Genomic DNA, 19,618 nt, shown 5'->3' with positions numbered 1-19,618 from the left:
ACCCGTCAGGGTGAGCGCGCCGCGTCACCGGGTCCGGTAGGTGAGCACCACCACGCCGCCGTCGAGCATGGTGGTGTCGACGAGGCGAAGGTCGGTCCGCTTCGCGCCGTCGTCGACGAGGGCCGGCCCGGTGCCGAGCAGGACCGGGTGGACCAGGATGCGGTACTCGTCGATCAGGTCGTGTTCGCGCAGGGTTCGGATGAGGGCGTGGCCGCCGTACACCACGAGGTTGCCGTCGGGCAGCTGGTCGAGATCGGCGATCGTGTGCGAGTTGTTCCACGCCGGGTCGTGGAGGGTCGTGGACACGACGTACTTGGCCATGCCGTTGATGGTGTCGATGTAGGGCAGCTGGCCGGCGCGGGCCGGCCACAGCATGGCGAAGATCTCGTAGGTCCGGCGGCCCAGCAGCAGCCCGTCGGCGTCCTTCAGCAGGTCTGCGTGGTACTCCGCCGCGGCATCGCTGTTGTAGGGGATGGTCCACTCCTGCAGGTTGTCGGCCCGCCCGTCCAGGGTGGCGTAGGTCGAGACGATGATGTTTCGCATGGTCGCTCCTCCGGTTGGTCTGTCACCGGTACCTACCGGGCCCGGCGCCGCGTTTCATCGCGCCGGTCGCGATGAGTTGCGGTCCGCCGGGTGGTAGGTCAATGCGGGGGGACGCACGTGAGCACGGAGGTTCGAGAGTGACGTTGGACGTCGACTTCGCGGCCCGCATCGATCCGTTCCGGCGGGACCTGCTGGCGCACTGCTACCGGATGCTCGGTTCGGTCCACGACGCCGAGGATCTCGTCCAGGAGACGATGCTGCGCGCCTGGCGGGCGTTCGCCCGGTACGACCCGGCCCGGTCGTCGATGCGGACGTGGCTGTACCGCATCGCCACCAACGCCTGCCTGACCGCTCTGGAACAGCGCAGCCGCCGTCCATTGCCGTCCGGGCTCGGCGGGCCCGACGACGAACCGGACCGTCCGCTCGTCCGGGGCGAGGAGGTTCCCTGGCTCGAACCGGTCCCGGACGCCATGGTCGCCGACCCCACCGACGCGCTGGTCTCGCTGCGGCTGGCATTCGTCGCCGCGTTGCAGCACCTCCCCGCCCGCCAACGCGCCGTCCTGATCCTGCGTGAGGTGCTGAGCTGGCCCGCCGCCGACGTCGCCACCGCGCTGGGCATGACGACCGCCGCGGTGAACAGCGCCCTGCAACGCGCCCGGGCCCATCTCGACGCGGCCGGCCTGGCCGAGGACGAGATCGTCGAACCCGGCGACGCCCGCACCCAGGTCGACCGGTACGTCACCGCTTTCCGGAACGCCGACCTCGCGGCCCTGGAGAAGCTGCTCACCGACGACGTCACCCTGGAGATGCCGCCGTTCCTCACCTGGTTCCGTGGCCGCGACGCCTACCTGCGTTTCACCGCCCGCGGCTTCACCCTGCGTGGCACCGACTGGCGCATGCTCCCGACCGCCGCGAACGGCCAGCCGGCGGTCGCCGCCTACACCGCGACCGGTGACGGTTACGCCCTGCACAGCCTGCAGGTCTTCACCGTCACCGCGGCCGGCATCAGCCACACCACCGTCTTCCAGGACCACGCGGTCTTCGACAAGTTCGGCCTTGCCGGCAGAAATCCCGGGGACGATGTCGAGAACGGCGGCGGTGGCTCCGACCTGACGCCGACGCTCCCGCCCGTGGGTGCGTGACGGAAGGGATACTGACGATGAAGTACATGATCATGATGTTCGGCGGGTTGGGTGCCACGCTGGCCGACCGGGATCCGGAGTGGATCGCCGGCATGCAGTCGACGATGATGCGGATGGACCGTGAGCTGCGCGAGTCCGGTGAAGTGGTCGAGAGCCGGCACCTGACCGACCCGGCCCAGGCCACGACGGTCCGGTTCGTCGACGGCGCCCCTGCACCGACCGACGGGCCGTTCGCCGAGATCAAGGAGTCCCTTGCCGGGTACTGGGTCATCGAGTGCACACAGGAGCGGGCGGTCGAGATCGCCGCGCAGGTCGTCGCCGTCACCGAGTATCCGATGGAGGTCCGCCGGGTCATGGACGAGCCACCCCCGCAGGATCAGTGAGCGAACCGGAGTTCGGGGACCTGCTGCGCGAACTCGCGCCGCAGGTCCTCGGCACCCTCGTGCGCCGGCACGGCCAGTTCGACGCCTGCGAGGACGCCGTCCAGGAGGCGCTGCTCGCCGCCACCGAGCAGTGGCCGTCCGACGGCGTCCCCGGCCGGCCGCGGTCCTGGCTGATCACGGTCGCCACCCGGGCCCTGGTCGACCACTGGCGCACCGACAGCGCCCGTCGCCGCCGCGAAACAGCCGCCGGGCTCGACCCGACCACCGAGACACCGGCCGACCCCGACGACACCCTGCTGGTGCTCTTCCTGTGCTGCCATCCGGCGCTGTCACCGCCGTCGCAACTCGCCCTGACCCTGCGCGCGGTCGGCGGCCTGACCACCGCACAAACCGCAAGGGCCTTCCTCGCCCCCGAACCGACGATGGCGCAACGCATCAGCCGCGCCAAACAGGCCATCCGTGACGCCGGCGCCCGGTTCGAACTCCCCACCGCCGCCGAACGGCCGGCCCGGCTCGCGGTCGTGCTGCACGTCCTCTATCTGATGTTCAACGAGGGCTACACCGCCACCTCCGGCCCGGACCTGCACCGCCCGGACCTCACCGCCGAGGCAGTCCGGCTCACCCGCCTCCTGCGCCACCTTCAACCCCACGACGGCGAGGTCGCGGGCCTCCTCGCGCTGATGCTGCTCACCGACGCCCGCCGCGCCGCCCGCACCGACCCCGACGGCGCGATCGTCCCTCTTGCCGAGCAGGACCGGCAGTTGTGGGACAAGAAGGCGATCGGCGAAGGACAGGCGCTGCTCACCCGCGTTCTCGGCGCCGGCCCGGTCGGGCAGTACCAGATCCAGGCCGCCATCGCCGCCCTCCACGACGAGGCCCCGACCGCCGCCGACACCGACTGGCCGCAGATCCTCGCCCTCTACGACGTCCTCGAGCGCGTCGCGCCCGGACCGGTCGTCACGTTGAGCCGCGCGGTCGCCGTCTCGATGGTCCACGGACCCACCGCGGGCCTGGCCGCCCTCGGCACTCTCGACGGGCTTTCCCATACCCACCGACTGGACGCCGTCCGCGCCCACCTTCTGGAACAGGCCGGCGACCACGCCGCCGCCCGGGAGAGCTACCTGCGCGCCGCCCGGATGACCGCCAGCCTCCCCGAACAGCACTACCTCACCCGCCGCGCCGCCCGCCTACGCCCACCGGGGTGATCCGGAGGCGCCGGTTCCCACGGTGACGATCTGGCTATCCTCAATTTATTGGTCGGTCGATAAATAATCGCAAGAGGTGGCTATGCCGACGTCACGCCTGAACCCGTACCTCGCCTTCGATGGCACCGCCCGGGCGGCGATGGACTTCTACAGCGATGTCTTCGGCGGTCGGCTCGCCGTCGACACCTACGATGCCGGTGCGGATGAGGGTCGGGTCATGCACGCGGTGCTGGAGACCGATGCCGGCTACACGATCATGGCGAGTGACGTGTCCACGGGCCGTACTAGCCGATGGCCGGTTGCTCGGTGAGCCTCAGTGACGACGACGACGGGCGGCTGCGCCATTACTGGGCCCGGTTGTCGACCGACGTGTCCTGGATGGTCAACATCAGCCGATAGCGCCACCTATCGGTAACCCCGCTTGAGGAGATAGCCGGCTCCCGCCTCGAAGCCCTCCGGGGTCAACAGTTCGAAGCCGAACGCGTCGGCGAGCCGGTTGGTGGTGTTGAACACGGCACAGACGGCGAGAGCATCCTCCACCTGCTGCGGCGTAACGCCCGCAGCCAGCACCGGCCGCATGTCGTCGGGGCTGACCGTGCCCTCCCGGGTCAGTGTTCCGAGCATCCGCAGCGTCGCCCGGAGCCCGTCGCCGATATCGGCCGCGTCCGGATCGTCCAGCGCCTGCTGAACCATCCTCGGGTCCTGGAAGGCCCGGGCAGCGGTCGCGGTGTGCGCGTTGATGCAGAACGTGTTCCGGTTGACCGTAGAAACGAATGCCGCCATCAGTTCCCGGTCGGCCACCGACCAGGCCGACGGTCCGCGCATCGCCTCATGCGTGACCGTCTTCGCCCGGTCTCCGTAGAAGTCGGGCCGGTAGAAGACCAGCCGGGCCGCGTCCGGTACGGGATGCCGGGACATCAACCGGATGAGCGCGAACAGCATCTTGGTCCGGCGGGGGTAACCGTGGTTGAGGATGTCGGGTCGCATCAGTCGGCCTTGCGCGCGGCTTCGGCCAGGGCTGCCAGCCCCGCCGCGTACATTCGCGCGGACTGGCCGACCGCAGCCGCCACCACCAGCTCGAAAACCTGGTCATCGGTGTAGCCGGCGGCCCGCGCCGCGGCGAAGTCCGCGTCGGTGACCTGCGTCGGACTGGTAGCCACCTTGTCGACCAGCACGTCGACCGGCGCGGGGACCCCGGCGTTGTCGAAGGCGCACGCCCGCTGCTGCGGAGAGGTGGTGCCCTCCCCTGTCCGGACACGGTCCACCAACGCCTGGTGTGCTGCTCGTTTGCTGTCCTGATCCGGCACGGCGACTCCTTCGGCACCTCGGCTGCCCATGTGACGTTGCCACCCGGCAGTTTGTGACACGGCCGGCGTCACGCGTTCGCCCCACACACCAGAGGTAGCGCTGCGTCACAGCGGTGGCTTGTCGGTCTGGTAGATGTCCGGGACGCCGTCGGCGTCGAGGTCGAGTTCCTCGCCGACCTGGACACGTTTGTAGTGCCGGTTGCGCAGGCGCAGCACGACACCGGCCAGCAGGGCGGCCAGCAGTGAACCGGCCAGAATTCCGATCTTCGCCTGGTCATTGCCGTCGCTGCCGGTACCGAACGCCAGTTCGCCGATCAGCAACGAGACCGTGAAGCCCATCCCTGCCAGGATCGCCAGCCCGAACACGTCCCACCAGGTCAGCTCGCTCGAGAGCTGCGCCCGGGTGAACCGCTGCAGCAGCCACGTCGTCCCCAGCACGCCCATAGTCTTGCCCACGACCAGGGCGACGGCCACCGCGACCGTCACCGCGCGGGTGAGCTGCCCGACCAGCGTACCGGAATCGACCACCGTGACCCCGGCGGCGAAAAACGCGAACACCGGCACCGCGACCCCGGCCGAGATCGGCCGCCACCGCCGCTCCATCGCCTGCGCGAGCGCGCTGCCGCTGCCGTCCTGCGTCCGGCGCACCGGCACGGCGAAGCCGAGCAGCACTCCGGCTACCGTCGCGTGGACCCCGGACTCGTGCATCAGCACCCAGGTGGCCACCGCGGGCACCAGGAGCAGCCAGCCGAACCGGAACCGCAGGCGCAGCAGCAGACCGAACAGCACCAGCGGCACGACAGCCAGCACCAGCATCAGGGGACGCACACCGTCGGTGTAGAACACGGCGATCACGAGGATGCCGAGCAGGTCGTCCACGACAGCCAGGGTCAGCAGGAACGTCCGCAACGCCGCCGGTAGATGCGTGCTGATCACGGCCAGCACCGCCAACGCGAACGCGATGTCGGTGGCCACCGGGATCGCCCACCCGGCCAACGCATCCGCTTCCCCGGCGGACGCCGTCACCGCAACGTAGAGCCCCGCGGGGACGACCATCCCGCCGACCGCCGCCGCGATCGGCACGCCGCCCGGCGCGGATCCCGGAGGTCTCCCGCCACGAACTCACGCTTGAGCTCCAGCCCGGCGACGAAGAAGAACACCGCCAGCAACCCGTCGGCCGCCCACGTCGCCAGCGTCAGGTCCAGGTGCCAGGCGGCCGGACCGACCCGGCTACCACTCAACGCGTGGTAGCCGTGACGCCATGGCGAGTTCGCCCAGACCAGTGCGACGACCGCGGCGACGAGCAACAGGATCCCACCCACCGACTCGGTGCGCAGAATGTCGCCGACCCGGCTGACCTCCGGCCAGCTTCCCCGCACGAACAGCGACCGACGAACGGGACGACGGGACATTCGGCTCCTCGGGACGGCACGGCGAACACATCGCCGACTAGACTTCCCGGCACACCTGCGTCCACCCTAACCCAGAAGCGGCCCGCCGCGGCACCACACGCTGCTCCGGCCTCGGCAAGATCCGCTGGGTCATCGAACAGACCCACGCCCTGCTCCACCGGTTCCGCCGACTGCGCATCCGCTGGGAGATCCGCGACGACAACCACGAAGCATTCCTACGCCTCGCTGCGCCCTAATCTGCTGGCGCCGCCTCAAAGGAACTCTTAGCGAGTCGTCCAGGTGGCGCCGTCCGCGGTGTCGTTCACCCGAACGCCTTCGCCGGCAAGCGCGTCGCGGATCGCGTCCCCCAAGCCGAACGCACCGGTCGCGCGCAGGTCGCGACGGACCGCCAGCAACGCATCGACCAGTGCCACAGAAACCGCGGACGGCCCGGCCAGCCGCACGATCAGGCCACGCAGGACGGCGCGGGCCTGTTCCACGCCGTCGTCCTCGTCGGTGTCGGTGGCCCACTCGTGGATTGCGGCCTCCAGCGCGAGCACGGCGGCGACCCGGTCGTCGGGTGCGGTCGCGGCGGCGAACTGGGCCTCGGCCGCAGCCACCGCGTCGCGCAGGGTTGGTGCGGCGGTGTCGGTCCGCGCGTGGCCGTTTCGTGGACGCGGTATGCGCGCGATCGCGTGCCTCGGCTCGATGGCGAGCAGGTCGGCCACCGACACCGCCGCACCGGCGGGAAGCGTGGCGACCGCACCGGCACGCCGCACGGTCACTCCGCCCTTGCCGACGACCTCACACTCCATTGTGGACAGCTCGATCAGTAACGCGGTGTGCTCGTCGATGCCGAGCACACCTACGCCGTCCGGTAAGAGCCCCTCCATGGCGAGCAGTCGCGGTTCGCCGAGGTAGCAGAAGCGGGTGTCGTAGGTGCCGCCCTCGGTGTTGTCGAAGTGCGGGACGACGGCGACGTTCAGGCCGAGGACGCTGAGCAGGTCGAGTCCGTCGAGCCAGTGCGGCGGGTCGCCGGCCTTGTAGATCTCGTACACCGGAACGGATGCACGGCCGATGGTCGCGGCGGCGGCGGAGGCGAGGATGGTCACGCCGGTCGCGGACCGGATCCGGTCGTGCAGGGCCTGTGCGATCGACCCGCCGCGCCAGTGTCGCAGGGCGTAGGAGGGGCTGCCGGGTCCGGCGAACACCCAGTCGGCGCCGTGGACAAAGGCGGCGTCGGCGGCGGTGCCGGGTACCGCCGTCACGTCGAGGCCGACGCTGCGGGCGAAGTAGGTCTGCGCCTTCGCCGAGACGCCGGCGGCGTTGGTCTGGAACAGGTACGGGGTCTCCAGCAGGACGCAGCGGCGGGATCGTGGAAGGCGGTCGGCGAGTCGCTTGTGGACGGTGACCATGGTGGGGCTGGTTTCGCCCGACCCGATGATCGCGAGAACGCCCGTCATGCCGCGGCACCTTCCTGGCTGCCGGGCACAGGTTACCGGACCGGTGCCGGGTCGGGCTGGACGAGCAGCCCGGCGACGGTGGGGGTGAACGCCTCGATCAGCCGCCACAGGTGCGGGGCGGTCCCGGCGCGGTCGGCGACGAGCGGGTCGATGTGGCGCAGGTAGGCCAGGTGTCGGCAGGCGTGCGCGGCGACGTCACCGGGGCGGATCCGGGCCGGTGCGGGTGCCAGCGGGTCGTCGCTGGTGGCACCGCCGTCGGCCGGAACCGGGACGGCTCCGGCCGGATACACGTCGGGGAGGGCGGCGTAGGTAAGGACGACGCGGTCGCGTTGGAACCGCCACGACGTGGAGTGCAGCAGTCCGGCCGGATCGCCGTCGACGCCCGCGACCTCGCGCGCCACCTCATCGGGATGCCGTCCGCCGGTGAGGCCGGCGGCCCGCATGCGGTACCGCAGAACGGACGAGGGGTCGGCGCTGAGCAGCACGACCTCCACCACCGCTCCGACCGCCACCCGATGACCCTTCCGCACTTGCAAGACGTTCGCAACAACTGCCACGGCGATGATTCGTCACGGCCCCGGCCGAGGGATTGCTCTCAAGGCCCCACTTCAGCCGCAGCCATGTGCAAGGACAGTTCCCGCACCAGGTCGTCCATCGTCTGCCCGGTCTGCGCCCGCACCAGAGCGAGCGCGAGTTCGGCGAGCAGGCAGAAGCCGCGGGCGCGGGCGGCGTCGTCGGGGAACGAGGCGAGGAGCGCCTCGGCGCCGTCCAGGTCACCGCGGTGCCTGGCGGCGATGACCCCGGCAGCGCGTTGCGCCGCGCCGAAAGAACCCGTCACGGAGCGAGGATAATCGGGTTGCCGGCCGCTCGGGCCGCGGTGAACCGCTTGGTGACGTCGGCCCAGTTGACCAGGTTCCACAACTTGTCGACGTAGTCCGGGCGGACGTTGCGGTACTGCAGGTAGTAGGCGTGCTCCCACGCGTCGAACACCAGGATCGGCGTGGAGCCCTGGCCGACGTTGCCGTGGTGGTCGTAGATCTGTTCGACGATCAGCCGCTGGCTCAGCGGTTCCCACGCCAGAACACCCCAGCCGGACCCCTGCACACCCTTGGTCGCCGTGGACAGTTGCCCGGCGAACGCGTCGAAGGAGCCGAAGTGCTCGTCGATGGCGGCGGCGAGGTCGCCGTCGGGGCGGTCGCCGCCGTCGGGGGCCAGGTTGTTCCAGAAGATCGAGTGCAGGACGTGCCCGGACAGGTTGAAGGCGAGGGTCTTCTCCAGCCCGACGAGGGTGGAGTAGTCGCCCTTGTCGCGGGCCTCGGCGAGCTGGTCAAGGGTGTCGTTGCTGCCCTTGACGTAGGCGGCGTGGTGCTTGCCGTGGTGCAGCTCCAGGATCTCCCCGGACATCGCCGGCTCCAACGCGCCGTAGTCGTAGGGCATATCGGGAAGCGTGTAGACCGCCATCGTCTCCTCCTCCATCACATCTGATGCGAAGAGTACGCTATTGCGAGTTCATCGCAATAAGGAGGCTCACCTAGGTCCTCGGCTCCGGTCGCGGGTTCAGGAACCGCGACGACGCCCGCCCGCCGGGCGTCGTCGCGGCCGTCCCGGGTCGCCTGAGCCGGGCATCCCGGGTGGTTTCATCGCACCTCATCGGTCGAGAAGGATCACCTTGTCGGCCCAGTGGGTGAGGAGTGCGTCGTCGTGGCTGATGGCCAGGACGCCGGCGCCTTCCGCGGTGCAGTAGTCGGCCAGTGTGGTGACGAGGGCGGCGGTGGTGGAGGCGTCGAGCATGGTGGTCATCTCGTCGCAGATGAGGTAGCGGGGTCGGGTGATGAGGGCGCGGGCGAGGCAGGCGCGTTGGAGTTGGCCGTCGCTGACGGCGTGTGCGCGGCGCGTCAGCAGTTCGCCGGTGAGCCCGACGGTGACCGCGACCTCCTCGACCCGGGCGGCGAGGCCGTCGCGGCGGCGTTGGGCGCGCAGAGGTTCGGCGATGACGTCGCGCATCGTCAGCCGCGGGTCCACCGACAACCGTGGCTGCTGGAACAGGATGGCGACCTTCGCCCGGACGTCGCGCGGGGTGGCGTACCGGTACGCGGCGACGGTCTGCCCGTCGACACTGACGGTGCCGGCGTCCGGGGTGTGGATCAGGGCGAGGACGCGGGCGAGCGTGGACTTGCCGCAGCCGCTGGGGCCCTGCAGCCCGACGACCTGTCCGGGCACGATGTCGAGGTCGATGTCGTGCACGACCGGCCGGCCGGGCACCCAGCCGGCGTCGATGCCCCGGGCGGTCAGCATGGCCGGTGGCACGCCACGTGCCGTCCATTGTGGATGCTCAGCTCCGGTCGTACGTCGCAGTCGTCACCGGCGTCGGCGCAGCGCGAGGCGAACGGGCATCCGGCGGGCAGGGCGGTCAGTTCCGGCGGCATCCCGGGGATGGGTCGGAACCCGTTGCGGGGCAAGGCGTTCACCAGTCCGCGGGTGTACGGGTGGCGCGGATGGTCGAAGACTTCGGTGAGCGGTCCGGTTTCCACGACGCGGCCCGCGTACATGACGGCGACGGTGTCGGCGAGCCGTGCGGCGGCGTCGAGGTCGTGGGTGATGAGCAGCACGCCGTGGCCGGCGTCGACCAGGCGGCGCAACTCGTCGAGGGTGCGGTGCACGAGCGGGGTGTCCAGTCCGCTGGTCGGTTCGTCGGCGAGGATCAGCGCCGGCTCACCGACGAGCGCCAGCGCGGTGACGGCCCGCTGCGCCATGCCGCCCGACAGTTCGTGCGGGTAGCGGTCCAGCGCCGTCGTGGGCAGGCCTACCGCGCCGGCCGCGGCGTCCGCGTCCGCGTTCAGGGCGGTGCGGCGGTCGCGCCGGTTCGGGTTTTTCGGGGACGCCCGCAGAGCGGCGATCGTCTCGGTGAGGTGACGCCGTACGGTGTGCACCGGCGTCAGGTGCGACGTGGGCGACTGCGGAACCAGCCCGACGAGCCGTCCCCGCACCGTGCGGGACAGTTCGTCCTCGCCGGTGTCGAGCAGGTCCACTGTGGACCCGTCGGTGGTGAGCGTCGCGGTGCCGGCGACCTCGGCGTTGCCGGGTAACAGCCCGAGCAGCGCGCCGACCATCACCGACTTGCCGCAGCCGCTCTCGCCGACCAGCGCCACACATTCGCCGGCACGCAGGCGAAGCGACACGTCGGAGACGGCGTCGACGGTGGCGTGCGGCAGCCGGAACCGCACCGACAGCCGGTCGACGGTGAGCGTCACAGCATCAGCTCCGCGCGGCGTTGCGGGTCGGACCGGTCGCGCCAGTAGCCGGCGAGCCCGGAGATGGCCAGGGTGGCGACGACGAGGAGCAGCCCGGGGAAGAACGATGCCCACCAGCCGCCGGTGAGCAGCGACCGCTGCCCGTCGTTGATCATGTTGCCGAGACTCGCCAGATGCGCCGGCAGGCCGAGGCCGAGGAACGACAGCGCGGTCTCGTGCCAGATCGCGTGCGGCACCATCAAAGACGCCGCGAGGACCGCCTGCGGGGCGACGTTGGGCAGCAGGTGCCGGCCGATGACCCGCCACCGCGACGCACCACCGACCACGGCCGCGTCGATGAACGGCCGTTCGCGCAGCGACAGGATCTCCGACCGGACGATGCGGGCGGTGCTCAGCCAGTGCGTCAGCCCGATGGAGGCGATGACGGCGCCGAGGCTGGGCCGGAAGATGGCCACGATGAAGATGCCGAGCAGCAGGTGCGGCACGGCGGCGAAGACGTCGACGAGGCGCATGAGGATGCGGTCGGTCCAGCCACCGAACGCGCCGGCGACCGCGCCGACGAGGACACCGATCACCGTGGACACCGCGGCGGCGACGATGCCGACGGTGAACGACACCCGCAGCCCGTAGACGCAGCGCAGCAGGATGTCGCGGCCGACCTCGTCGGTTCCGAACGGGTGTGTCCACGTAGGACCCTGCAGTGCCTCGCGCAGTGACACGCGCTGCTGGTCGAGGTCCATGACCGGTGGAACGACGAGCACCGCGACCGCGAGGACGGCCAGCACCACGACGGACGCCCACAGCCTGACGGTGGCACGGTGTTGTTCGTCGCGGCCGGGCTTTCCGGTGCCGGCGCGGCGTCTGGCGGCCGGCCGCCACGCGACGAGTTCAGCCATCGGCCCGCACCCGCGGATCGGCGACCGTGTAGAGGACGTCGGCGAGCAGGTTGCCGGCGAGCACGGCGACGGTGCCGAGCAGCGTCAGCGCGGCGAGGAGCGGGAAGTCGACGGACAGCGCCGCGGCGACGGTGGCCGAGGCGACGCCGGGCCAGGAGAACACGGTCTCCACGAGCAGCGCTCCGGTGATCAATTCCGGAACGCGGGCGCCGACGAGCGTGATGAGCGGCAGCAGCCCGGTGCGCAACGCGTGCCGCAGCACCACCGCCCGCTCCCGCAGCCCACGCGACCGGGCGCCGAGGACGTAGTCCTGCGACAGTTCCCGCAGCAGCGACTGCCGCACGAACAGCAGGAACCACGGCGCCTGCGCGATACCGAGCACCATCCCGGGCAGGAGGAGGTGCTCGGCGACCTGCCCGATCGACGGTTCGGCCCGCGGATCGGTGAGTCCGCCGGCGGGCAGCCACTGCAGGAACACGGCGAACAGCGACAGCGCGGCCAGGGCGAGCCAGAACACCGGTGCCGCTTCGAGGGCGTAGGCGAGCGCGGTGACCGTCCGGTCGAACCAGCCGCCGCGCCACCACGCCGCGACCGTTCCCGCGAGCACCGCCACGACGAGCGCGACCGTGAGGCCGACGGCGACCAGCAGCACCGACCAGCCGATCCGTTCACCGACCACAGTGGACACCGGCTGGTTGAACAGCCGCGAGTCGCCGAGGTCGCCGGTCATGACGTTGCGCAGCCACCGTCCATATTGGACCCAGGCCGGGTCGTCGACGCCCCAGTCGGCACGGATCTGTGCCAGCTGTTCCGGCGAGGCGCGCAGGATCCGCACGCCGAAGTACGCCGCGACCGGGTCGAACGGTGACGCCTTGCCCAGCAGGAAGATGGCGAAGCTGACCACGCCGAGGATCGGCACGGCGAACATGATCCGGCGGACGACCATCCTCCCGATCATGTGGTGGGCGTCCACTCTTCGAGGTTCCACCACGGGCCGTGGATGAGGCCGTGGTCGTGCGGTTCGACCATCGGCTCCGACCCGGTCCAGCCGTCGCGGACGACGTAGGCGTGGTCGAGGAACACCAGGAACGCCCAGCCGGGGTCGGCGACGTACGCCTTCTGGAAGTCGTTGTAGGCGGCCTTCCTCGCGGCCTGGTCCGGTGCGCGGCGGCCGGCGTCGAGCGCGGCGTCGACGGCCGGGTCGCGGTAGCGGGTCATGTTGACGTAGCCGCCGGCGTCGGCGTACCGGGAGTGCAGCAGCGTGTAGGCGGCACTGTCCGGGTCGTACGGGTCGCCGCCGCCCCACAGCCCGGCCGTGGTCGTGCGGCGCTCCAGCATCTGCTCGAACGTGGCGCTCTCCGCCCGCGCCTGGATGCCGACGTCGGAGATGTTGCTGGCGGCCGCGACCGCGAGATCCTTGCGCAGCGTGTCGTTGCCCGGGTACAGGATCGGCAGCTCCGCACGCTTGCCGTCCTTCACCCGGATGCCGTCGGAGCCTTTCGCCCAGCCGGCCGCGTCGAGAAGACGGTTCGCTTCGGCCTTGTCGAAGGCGAACGTGGACGCCTGGTCGTACCACTGCGCCAGTGCCGGCGACACGGGTGTCGCGGCGGGCACGCCGGTTCCGGCGAGGATCGTGTCCACCATCGCCTGCCGGTCGATGGCCAGGTTCACCGCCCGCCGCGTCTCGGGCGTCGAGGTGATCGGCAGGTCGGCCGGCAGCCCGACGCCGCGGTAGTCGGCACTCTTGTTGATGACGACCTGGTAGCCGGCCTTGCCGGAATACGACTTCGCCAGCCGGGGCGGCAACGAGGCGGCGTCGAACTCGCCGGCCGCCATCCGCTGCGCGCGCACGTTGTCGTCGGCGGCGAACACCACCGTGACGTCGGTGACCTTCGGCGCGCCCCGGTGGTAGGACGGGTTGGCCTTCAACGTCATCCGGTCACCGGCCCGCCAGTCGACCAAAGTGTAGGGCCCGGTGCCGATCGGCTTGCGGTTGAACGCGGCGGTGGCCAGATCCTGCCCGGCCAGGGCCTTCTTCGGGACGATCCCCAACGCGAGGCGCTGCGCCCACGGCTGGTACGGGAACGCCAGAGCGAACTCCACCGTGTCGGCGTCGACCGCCCGCACCGACTTCAACGCCTCGAAGTCCGCCGCGATCGGCGACTGCGACTTCGGGTCCACGACCGCCTGGAACGTGAAGACGACGTCCTCGGCCGTCACCGGTGACCCGTCCGAGAACGTGACACCCGGTCGCAGGTCGACCGTCCAGGTCAGACCGTCGGCCGACTCCTTCGGCAGCGCGGCGGCCAGGGCCGGGCGCAGTGTGAGGTCGGCGTCGCGGTCGACGAGGCCGTCGAAGATCTTGCTCGCCCCGTTCGGGGCGTAGCCGAGGATCGGGTTCAGGTTGTCCGGCTCCGATGCGGCACCGATGACGATGCTCGCCCGGCCCGCGGCATCCGACGGCTCCGACGGGGACGAGCAGGCAACAGCCCCGGCCGCGGCCAGGACGACGGTGAGCGCACTCACCGTCACACGCGTCGACACGCTACGCAGCGACATTGTTGCAAGATATTCGCAACAACGAAACTCAGGCAATAGGTGACCCATGACCTGTGGTTCGCTCCACAGCAGCGGCTGGATCGCCGTCACCGGGATCGGATCGCGGTCGACCATTTCGATCGTGATCGTCGATACCTTGTGCCAGTACCCCCGGGCACGACATCGATGGGAGGGCCGCAGGACCGGCGGCCTGACCGCAGCACGGTAACGTCACTACGGATCTGCGACATGCCCTGCCCGGGGGCAAAAAACCCGCAATTCGCCCGTCCCCGCTGCGCGCGAGGGACTTTGATCCTTAGGTTCGGCGTTTCGAGTCCCCGGGCGGCCCATCTTCTGACCTGCGGAAACACCGACAGTGTCATTGATCTTCGACACCCGTCCTCAGGTGCGCGCCTCATTACCGCATGCCGCGCGTACCGCGGTTGGCGGCGTAGTGGTTGGGTAGGTCGCGGGCATGACTCTGGCGAGCACCGCGATGAAGGGTTGTGTCCATGACCGCTGCGATTCCTCTGCTCAAGGTTCTCGTGGTCGAGGACGATCCGGGTGATGTCGCGTTGGTGGAGAGCGCCTTCGCCGAGCACAGCATCATCAGCGACCTGCACCACGTCGCCGATGGGGTCGACGCGCTTGCCTTCCTGCGTCATGAAGGAGTCTTCGCCGATGTACCCCGGCCGGATCTGATCCTGCTGGACCTGAACATGCCCCGGGTCGACGGCCGGCAGGTCCTCACCATCATCAAGAACGACGAGGCGTTGCGGTCGATTCCGACGATTGTGTTCACCACCTCGGCGTCCGACAGCGACGTCTTGTCCAGTTATGACGCGCAGGCCAACGCGTACGTGACCAAGCCGATCAACCTCGACGACTACGAGCGGGTGGTTATCGAGATCCGCAACTTCTTCGGCCACACCGTCAGCCTGCCCAGCCGCCTGTCCGACGGGCAGAGCACCTGACCTCAGAGCGTGGGGATGTGGACGACCAGTATGGCGGTGTCGTCGCTGACCTGCCGGCGCGTGAAGGTGAGGACGGCTTCCTCGATCGCGGCGGCGAGGCCGGCCGCCGTCGACTCCGTGGTGGAGGCGAGCGCGGCGTGGAGTCCCTCGATGCCGAACATGGCGCGGTCGGCCGGACGGCGGGCCTCGGTGACACCGTCGGTGTACATGACGAGGCTGTCGCCGGGACGTAGCAGCGTGCGCTCGTCGCGTAGCTGCGGGTCGTCGACACAGCCGAGGATGACCGCGGGCACGCCAAGGGTCTCGATGCTGCCGTCGGCGCGGCGGATGATCGCCGGATCGTGGCCGCCGCAACTGACGGTGGCGGTGAAGCCGTCGCCTTCCGGGCGCAGCGTGGTGAAGACGGCGGTGAGGAACTGCGTGTCGTCGGTGAACCATTCCAGCAGCGCGGTGTTCAGCGCACGGAGGATGAGGCTGGGGATTGCGGTCGGGATGGCCGCCGCGCGTAGCGTGTGCCGGGCGAGTCCGGTGGTCTTGGCCGCCTGCGGACCCTTTCCTGACACGTCGCCGACCACGAAACCCCAGCTGCCGCGCAGCGACGGGAACACGTCGTAGAAGTCGCCGAGGACGTCGGCGCCCCTGCCGCCGCGCAGGTACCGGGCGGCGATGTCCAGGCCCGGCACGGTCGGCAGAGCCGGCGGCAGCAGGCTCTCCTGGAGGGTGCGCGAAAGCATCGCTGCCTCCTCGGCGGCTTCCAACGCCGCCAAGGTGGCCGACTGCGCCTGCCTGGTCGCCTCGCGTGCCTCGTCCAGGGCGATCCGCAGCGCAATCTCGCCGGCGGCCGCGTGCGACAAGGTGTCCAGGACGTCGATGTCGTGCGGGGTCCAGGTGCGCGGGACGGTGTCGACCGCGCAGAACGTGCCGAGCACCAGACCGTCGGTGTCGCGGACCGGGAACCCGGCCCAGGCCCGCACCCCCATCAGTTCGATCGACGGGTTGTCGTGCGTGCGCGGGTCGGCCGGTGCGTCGTTGACGATCAGTTCCGCGCCGGTGGCGACCACATACTGGCAGAACGAGTCCTCGACCCTGTTCTGCCGCTGTGCCGGGTCGGTGCTGTCGATGCCGACGCAGCTCTTCCAGAACGACCGGGTGTCGTCGGCGACGGTGACGAACGCGTACGGTACGCCCAGCAGTGTGGCCGCCAGCCGGGTCAGCCGGTCGAACGCCTCCTCCGGACCGGTGTCCAGCAACCCGGTCCGTGCCACCGCCGCCAATCGTGCCGGATCACCGACCCGCTCGCGGAGGTACGCCGGCTGGAACTTCTCCAGCGCGGCGGCGGCCGCCATCGGCCGCGCTGAACCCGGTCGGCTCACCCCGCGCGTCCCTGCACCGCAACGGACGCGTCGCCCGATCTTTCGTCGGCCCCGTCGACCACAGCGCGCAGGGCCACCAGCTCCGCCAACAGGGTCACCGGGACGATCGCAGCCGCCGGTCGACCGTGCTTGGTCAACACCGTTACCGTCCCGACCAGGTCGGCACGAGCCACCAACTCGGAGAAACACGCCTTCGCCTGCCGCAATGGCATGCTTACCGGCGCGTCCACATGCTGATCGCCACCCATGTGGTCAATGGGACCACAACCAAACCGCAAGAACCAGTACGCGACCCTCTCAGGCAGAAGCCTCACCCGTTCCCGGTTGACGAGGGCAATTCCGGGTACCTCCCCGGGGACCAGCGAGACGTCGACGGTCGGAAGGATCTCTGTGAGCGGCGATGCGGCAAGCGGAGACCGGCCCGCCGACAACGAGTTCAGGCCCGGTTCCCCCGCATGGCCGACCATGGGCCGCGGACCGCGGCCAATCTGCTGGTGCCCGTCGCACGGCGTGGACCCTTCGATGTCATCACGAGGTCGGGCCTGGGCACGACAGGCACTGCGGAAGCTGCTGCCGACCCCGCCCGGGGAGAAGCTGTCGAGCGACCTCGAACTGGTGGCCAGCGAACTGATCACCAACGGTGTCGTCCACGGCGGCGGCGTGACGAAGGTCTGCCTGCAACTCGACGGGTTACGCGTTCGGCTGACCGTCTGCGACCGAGTCTGCGACGAACCGACCGTCGTGCCGGGCAGATTCGGAACCGGCCACGAACACGGTCGCGGAATGGCGATCGTCGAAGCGGTCGCCGCGGGTTGGGGTGTTCGCCAAAATCTGCCGGGCGATCCGGCCGGCAAGATGGTGTGGCTCGACCTCGCCATCCGACGGTAGCCCGACTGCAGATGGCCAGGCCGAGGCCGGTGGGGTGTCCCGCCACTGCCGTTCTCGCCCTTGCGGTCGCGTGGGGTCCCGAGCATCTCCCCAGGTCCGTCCGACCGACCTCAGGCCGGACTACGCAGTCGGTGCAGGTAATCCTTGATCAACCCGCGGGCCTCGTCGAGGACCGCGACGTCGCCGTTCGGTGCCCGACGGAACGCCATCTTGATCAGCGCGTCGGCCGCCTCGACGGCGATGCCGAGCGCGAACTCGGTGCGATCGGCGGTGAGTTCGTACCGGTCGTTCAGCAGTGCGGCGATCCGCGCGGCGATCACGGCGTTGTTGTCGCGCTCGTCGTCCAGCAGGTGGACGTCGACCACGTCACCGAAGTGCAGTGTGCGGAAGCCGGGGGTGGTGCGGTACATCGCGATGTACTCGTCGATCGCCGCGTCGACGGCACCCCACCAGTGGGTCGACTGTTCCTGCGACAGGCGGCTGCTCAATCGCTGGAGGTATGCCTCCAGGTTGCGCAGCGTCAATGCCTGGACGATCGCCCGCTTGTCCGGGAAGAACTGGTACACCGAGCCGATCGCCACCCCCGCCCGTTCGGCGAGCAGGGTGGTGGTCAGCCCGTCGTAGCCGACCTCGTCGACCAATTGTGCGCATGCGTCGAGCATGCGGTTCACTCGGGCGACGCTGCGGCCCTGCACCGGTACCCGGCGCAGAGGCCCGGCGAGCGGCTGTGCCTTCATGAGTGGGCGAGGGTGGCGTAGACCACGATGTTGTCCCGGTAGGAGTGACGTCCGGTGTCGAACTCGCCGCCGCAGGTGATCAGTCTCAGGCCGGCGTGGTCGATGGCGCCGTATACGGCGTCGCTGGGGAACTGGTCCTTGGGGTAGTGGCCGACCTTCGTCACGGTGAAGGTGGCGATGATGCCGTCGCCGCGGGTGATGTTGACCGCGTCGCCGGCCTTCATGGTGTCGAGTGCGGCGAAGGCTCCGTCGTGGCCTTTCCAGTTGACGTGTCCGGCGAGGACGGCGGGTCCGAGTGCGCCTGGGGTGGGTGCGTGGGTGAACCAGCCGACGGTGTCGGCGTTGTCGGGTACCTGCATGCTGCCGTCGGGGTTGAGTCCGAGTCCGGTCACCGTCGAGGTCACGTTCAGCGCCGGGATGGAGACGGAGACCGGGTTCGAGGTCGGCAGGAGCGGACCGGTCGTCAGAGCGTCACCACCGGTCCGCTCCGGCCCGGATCCGGCGGGACTCGCCGACACCGGAGCGGGAGGCTCGCCACGGTCGCGGGTCCGGTCGCCGCGCAGGTTCGCACCGACCGCCGCGATCACCGCGAGGGCGACGACGGCCGCCGCCAGGAGCGCGATGCGCCCCTGACGGCCGACGCGACGTGACTCGGGTTGGCTCATGGGCGTTCCCACCGGCCGGCCGGTGCGCGGCGGCGGGAAACGAAGGCCGCGGCGGCCGCGGCGGCGAGGGCGAGTCCCCCGAGGGCGACGTACAGGCCGGTCGGGTTGGTCGCGGGCAGGGTGCTGCCGTCGCCGGTGTTGACGCCGCCGGCGGGGACGGAACCGGCGGCGGCGCCGGTGACCATGCCGCAGGTGGCGGGATCGGTGGCTTCTTCGGGGATGCCGTTGACGCCGACGGACTTGGCGAAGGTGGACTCGCCCAGGGCGTCCATGTCGTACGTGCCGTTCTTGTTGGCGTCGATGCCGTGCTGGACCACGTGCAGGTCCTTGAGGTGTTCGAGCGTGCCCATCGGCAGTTCCGCGGCGGGGATGGTTCGGTCGTAGGCCAGGTTGCCCTGGGCGTCGGCCATCGGCATCCGGTCGACGGCGAGCCCGCTGGACCTGGTCGTGTCGCCGGTGGTGGTCAGGGAGATGAAGATGTCGCCGTAGTCGGGCAGGCCTTCCTCGGTGCTGACGTAACCGTCGCCGTCCTTGTCGGCGGCCTTGGTCGGGCAGTGGAAGTCCAGGCCGGTGACCGAGCCGTGGATGTGTTGAGCGTGCGGCGAGTTGGGGGTCATGCCGGTCGATCTGATGCTGATCTTCAGGTCGCCGGCGTCAGTGGCGGTGAGGACGGCGCTTCCGGCCGCGCCGGTGCCGTTGAGGTCCTGCAACGCGACCTGCACGCTCTCGGCGGCCATCGCCGGAGCGGGGAAGGCGAGGATCAGCGCCGCCACTGGAAGGCCGAGAAGTGCTCGGGACAGTCTCATGGCTGGGTTCTCCTTAATCACCGAGGGGTCGGTGGCAGCCGGGGGGTGCTGTCACG

Annotated in this window: 23 protein-coding genes and 2 pseudogenes; 7 read left to right on the top strand and 18 right to left on the bottom strand. The window is 70.2% G+C overall.

The annotated features are described in order from the left end of the window. Positions 1–24: 24 nt before the first annotated feature. Positions 25–543 carry a dihydrofolate reductase family protein gene (locus tag Vau01_RS55455; protein WP_204010497.1) on the bottom strand — a complete coding sequence of 173 codons (519 nt, stop codon included), beginning with the start codon at positions 541–543 and terminating at the stop codon, positions 25–27. Between the two features lie 143 nt (positions 544–686). Here Vau01_RS55455 and Vau01_RS55450 point away from each other — a divergent pair, with 143 nt between their 5' ends. The 4 genes from Vau01_RS55450 to Vau01_RS55435 all read left to right on the top strand — a co-directional run bounded on the left by Vau01_RS55450 (position 687) and on the right by Vau01_RS55435 (position 3,583). After that, positions 687–1,685, top strand: a complete 999-nt coding sequence (locus Vau01_RS55450; protein WP_373320473.1) for a sigma-70 family RNA polymerase sigma factor — start codon at positions 687–689, stop codon at positions 1,683–1,685. 17 nt (positions 1,686–1,702) lie between these two features. Beyond that, a complete protein-coding gene (locus Vau01_RS55445) occupies positions 1,703–2,068 on the top strand; it encodes a YciI family protein (protein WP_204010481.1) in 366 nt (121 codons plus the stop codon). Further along, positions 2,065–3,273 (top strand): RNA polymerase sigma factor, encoded by a 1,209-nt coding sequence (locus tag Vau01_RS55440; RefSeq protein WP_204010479.1) that lies wholly within the window; start codon positions 2,065–2,067, stop codon positions 3,271–3,273. Before Vau01_RS55445 ends, Vau01_RS55440 begins: the two co-directional genes overlap by 4 nt. 82 nt (positions 3,274–3,355) lie before the next feature. Beyond that, a complete protein-coding gene (locus Vau01_RS55435; protein WP_204010477.1) occupies positions 3,356–3,583 on the top strand; it encodes a VOC family protein in 228 nt (75 codons plus the stop codon). 95 nt (positions 3,584–3,678) lie between these two features. On the opposite strand, the gene Vau01_RS55430 is transcribed toward Vau01_RS55435, so the two are convergent. From Vau01_RS55430 to nhaA, 3 genes and pseudogenes are all read right to left on the bottom strand, one after another. Beyond that, a complete protein-coding gene (locus tag Vau01_RS55430; protein ID WP_204010462.1) occupies positions 3,679–4,260 on the bottom strand; it encodes a carboxymuconolactone decarboxylase family protein in 582 nt (193 codons plus the stop codon). Beyond that, the gene (locus Vau01_RS55425; RefSeq protein ID WP_239152798.1) at positions 4,260–4,580 is read right to left on the bottom strand and encodes a hypothetical protein; all 321 of its coding nucleotides are present in this window, start codon (positions 4,578–4,580) and stop codon (positions 4,260–4,262) included. The genes Vau01_RS55430 and Vau01_RS55425 overlap by 1 nt, the downstream gene beginning before the upstream one ends. A 105-nt stretch (positions 4,581–4,685) precedes the next feature. Then, positions 4,686–5,992, bottom strand: a pseudogene (gene nhaA, locus Vau01_RS55420) (Na+/H+ antiporter NhaA). A gap of 71 nt (positions 5,993–6,063) precedes the next feature. On the opposite strand from nhaA, the pseudogene Vau01_RS64165 reads away from it, so the two are divergent. Beyond that, positions 6,064–6,236 (top strand): annotated as a pseudogene (locus Vau01_RS64165) (transposase); the annotation flags it as partial. A 19-nt stretch (positions 6,237–6,255) separates the two neighbouring features. Here Vau01_RS64165 and Vau01_RS55415 read toward each other — a convergent pair. From Vau01_RS55415 to Vau01_RS55375, 9 genes are all read right to left on the bottom strand, one after another. Continuing rightward, a complete protein-coding gene (locus Vau01_RS55415) occupies positions 6,256–7,434 on the bottom strand; it encodes a type 1 glutamine amidotransferase family protein (RefSeq protein WP_204010448.1) in 1,179 nt (392 codons plus the stop codon). A gap of 32 nt (positions 7,435–7,466) precedes the next feature. Further along, the gene (locus tag Vau01_RS55410; protein WP_204010445.1) at positions 7,467–7,946 is read right to left on the bottom strand and encodes a hypothetical protein; all 480 of its coding nucleotides are present in this window, start codon (positions 7,944–7,946) and stop codon (positions 7,467–7,469) included. Between the two features lie 83 nt (positions 7,947–8,029). Further along, positions 8,030–8,272, bottom strand: a complete 243-nt coding sequence (locus Vau01_RS55405) for a superoxide dismutase (RefSeq protein ID WP_204010442.1) — start codon at positions 8,270–8,272, stop codon at positions 8,030–8,032. Further along, complete coding sequence (locus Vau01_RS55400; RefSeq protein ID WP_204010439.1) at positions 8,269–8,895, bottom strand: superoxide dismutase; 627 nt, start codon at positions 8,893–8,895, stop codon at positions 8,269–8,271. The genes Vau01_RS55405 and Vau01_RS55400 overlap by 4 nt, the downstream gene beginning before the upstream one ends. Before the next feature lie 186 nt (positions 8,896–9,081). Further along, positions 9,082–9,729 (bottom strand): ABC transporter ATP-binding protein, encoded by a 648-nt coding sequence (locus tag Vau01_RS55395; protein ID WP_204010436.1) that lies wholly within the window; start codon positions 9,727–9,729, stop codon positions 9,082–9,084. Continuing rightward, positions 9,723–10,685, bottom strand: a complete 963-nt coding sequence (locus tag Vau01_RS55390) for an ABC transporter ATP-binding protein (RefSeq protein WP_239152795.1) — start codon at positions 10,683–10,685, stop codon at positions 9,723–9,725. Before Vau01_RS55390 ends, Vau01_RS55395 begins: the two co-directional genes overlap by 7 nt. Further along, positions 10,682–11,581, bottom strand: coding sequence for an ABC transporter permease (locus Vau01_RS55385; protein ID WP_204010422.1), 900 nt, complete (start codon positions 11,579–11,581; stop codon positions 10,682–10,684). Before Vau01_RS55385 ends, Vau01_RS55390 begins: the two co-directional genes overlap by 4 nt. After that, positions 11,574–12,539 (bottom strand): ABC transporter permease, encoded by a 966-nt coding sequence (locus Vau01_RS55380; protein WP_204010419.1) that lies wholly within the window; start codon positions 12,537–12,539, stop codon positions 11,574–11,576. Before Vau01_RS55380 ends, Vau01_RS55385 begins: the two co-directional genes overlap by 8 nt. Then, a complete protein-coding gene (locus tag Vau01_RS55375) occupies positions 12,536–14,140 on the bottom strand; it encodes an ABC transporter substrate-binding protein (protein ID WP_204010416.1) in 1,605 nt (534 codons plus the stop codon). Before Vau01_RS55375 ends, Vau01_RS55380 begins: the two co-directional genes overlap by 4 nt. A 491-nt stretch (positions 14,141–14,631) precedes the next feature. On the opposite strand from Vau01_RS55375, the gene Vau01_RS55370 reads away from it, so the two are divergent. Continuing rightward, positions 14,632–15,093 (top strand): response regulator, encoded by a 462-nt coding sequence (locus Vau01_RS55370; RefSeq protein WP_204010413.1) that lies wholly within the window; start codon positions 14,632–14,634, stop codon positions 15,091–15,093. Between the two features lie 2 nt (positions 15,094–15,095). Here the strand turns inward: Vau01_RS55370 and Vau01_RS55365 are convergent, their stop codons facing one another. Together Vau01_RS55365 and Vau01_RS55360 are read right to left on the bottom strand one after the other, a co-directional pair. Beyond that, on the bottom strand, positions 15,096–16,466 hold the full coding sequence (locus tag Vau01_RS55365) for a PP2C family protein-serine/threonine phosphatase (protein WP_204010410.1): 1,371 nt from the start codon (positions 16,464–16,466) through the stop codon (positions 15,096–15,098). Continuing rightward, entirely contained in the window at positions 16,463–16,714 is a 252-nt protein-coding gene (locus tag Vau01_RS55360; RefSeq protein WP_204010408.1) for a type II toxin-antitoxin system Phd/YefM family antitoxin, read from the bottom strand. Before Vau01_RS55360 ends, Vau01_RS55365 begins: the two co-directional genes overlap by 4 nt. 274 nt (positions 16,715–16,988) lie before the next feature. Here Vau01_RS55360 and Vau01_RS55355 point away from each other — a divergent pair, with 274 nt between their 5' ends. Further along, positions 16,989–17,354, top strand: a complete 366-nt coding sequence (locus Vau01_RS55355) for an ATP-binding protein (RefSeq protein ID WP_204010405.1) — start codon at positions 16,989–16,991, stop codon at positions 17,352–17,354. A 110-nt stretch (positions 17,355–17,464) separates the two neighbouring features. Here the strand turns inward: Vau01_RS55355 and Vau01_RS55350 are convergent, their stop codons facing one another. The 3 genes from Vau01_RS55350 to Vau01_RS55340 all read right to left on the bottom strand — a co-directional run bounded on the left by Vau01_RS55350 (position 17,465) and on the right by Vau01_RS55340 (position 19,562). Further along, positions 17,465–18,016, bottom strand: a complete 552-nt coding sequence (locus tag Vau01_RS55350; protein WP_204010500.1) for a TetR/AcrR family transcriptional regulator — start codon at positions 18,014–18,016, stop codon at positions 17,465–17,467. A gap of 71 nt (positions 18,017–18,087) precedes the next feature. Further along, the gene (locus tag Vau01_RS55345) at positions 18,088–18,756 is read right to left on the bottom strand and encodes a class F sortase (protein WP_204010402.1); all 669 of its coding nucleotides are present in this window, start codon (positions 18,754–18,756) and stop codon (positions 18,088–18,090) included. Continuing rightward, complete coding sequence (locus Vau01_RS55340) at positions 18,753–19,562, bottom strand: GVDTG sorting domain-containing protein (RefSeq protein ID WP_204010399.1); 810 nt, start codon at positions 19,560–19,562, stop codon at positions 18,753–18,755. The genes Vau01_RS55345 and Vau01_RS55340 overlap by 4 nt, the downstream gene beginning before the upstream one ends. Positions 19,563–19,618: the final 56 nt, after the last annotated feature.

Origin of the sequence: Virgisporangium aurantiacum, from assembly GCF_016863635.1 — a bacterium.
GTDB classification, from domain to species: Bacteria; Actinomycetota; Actinomycetes; order Mycobacteriales; family Micromonosporaceae; genus Virgisporangium; species Virgisporangium aurantiacum.
This window is presented reverse-complemented; position numbering and strand designations above follow the sequence as displayed.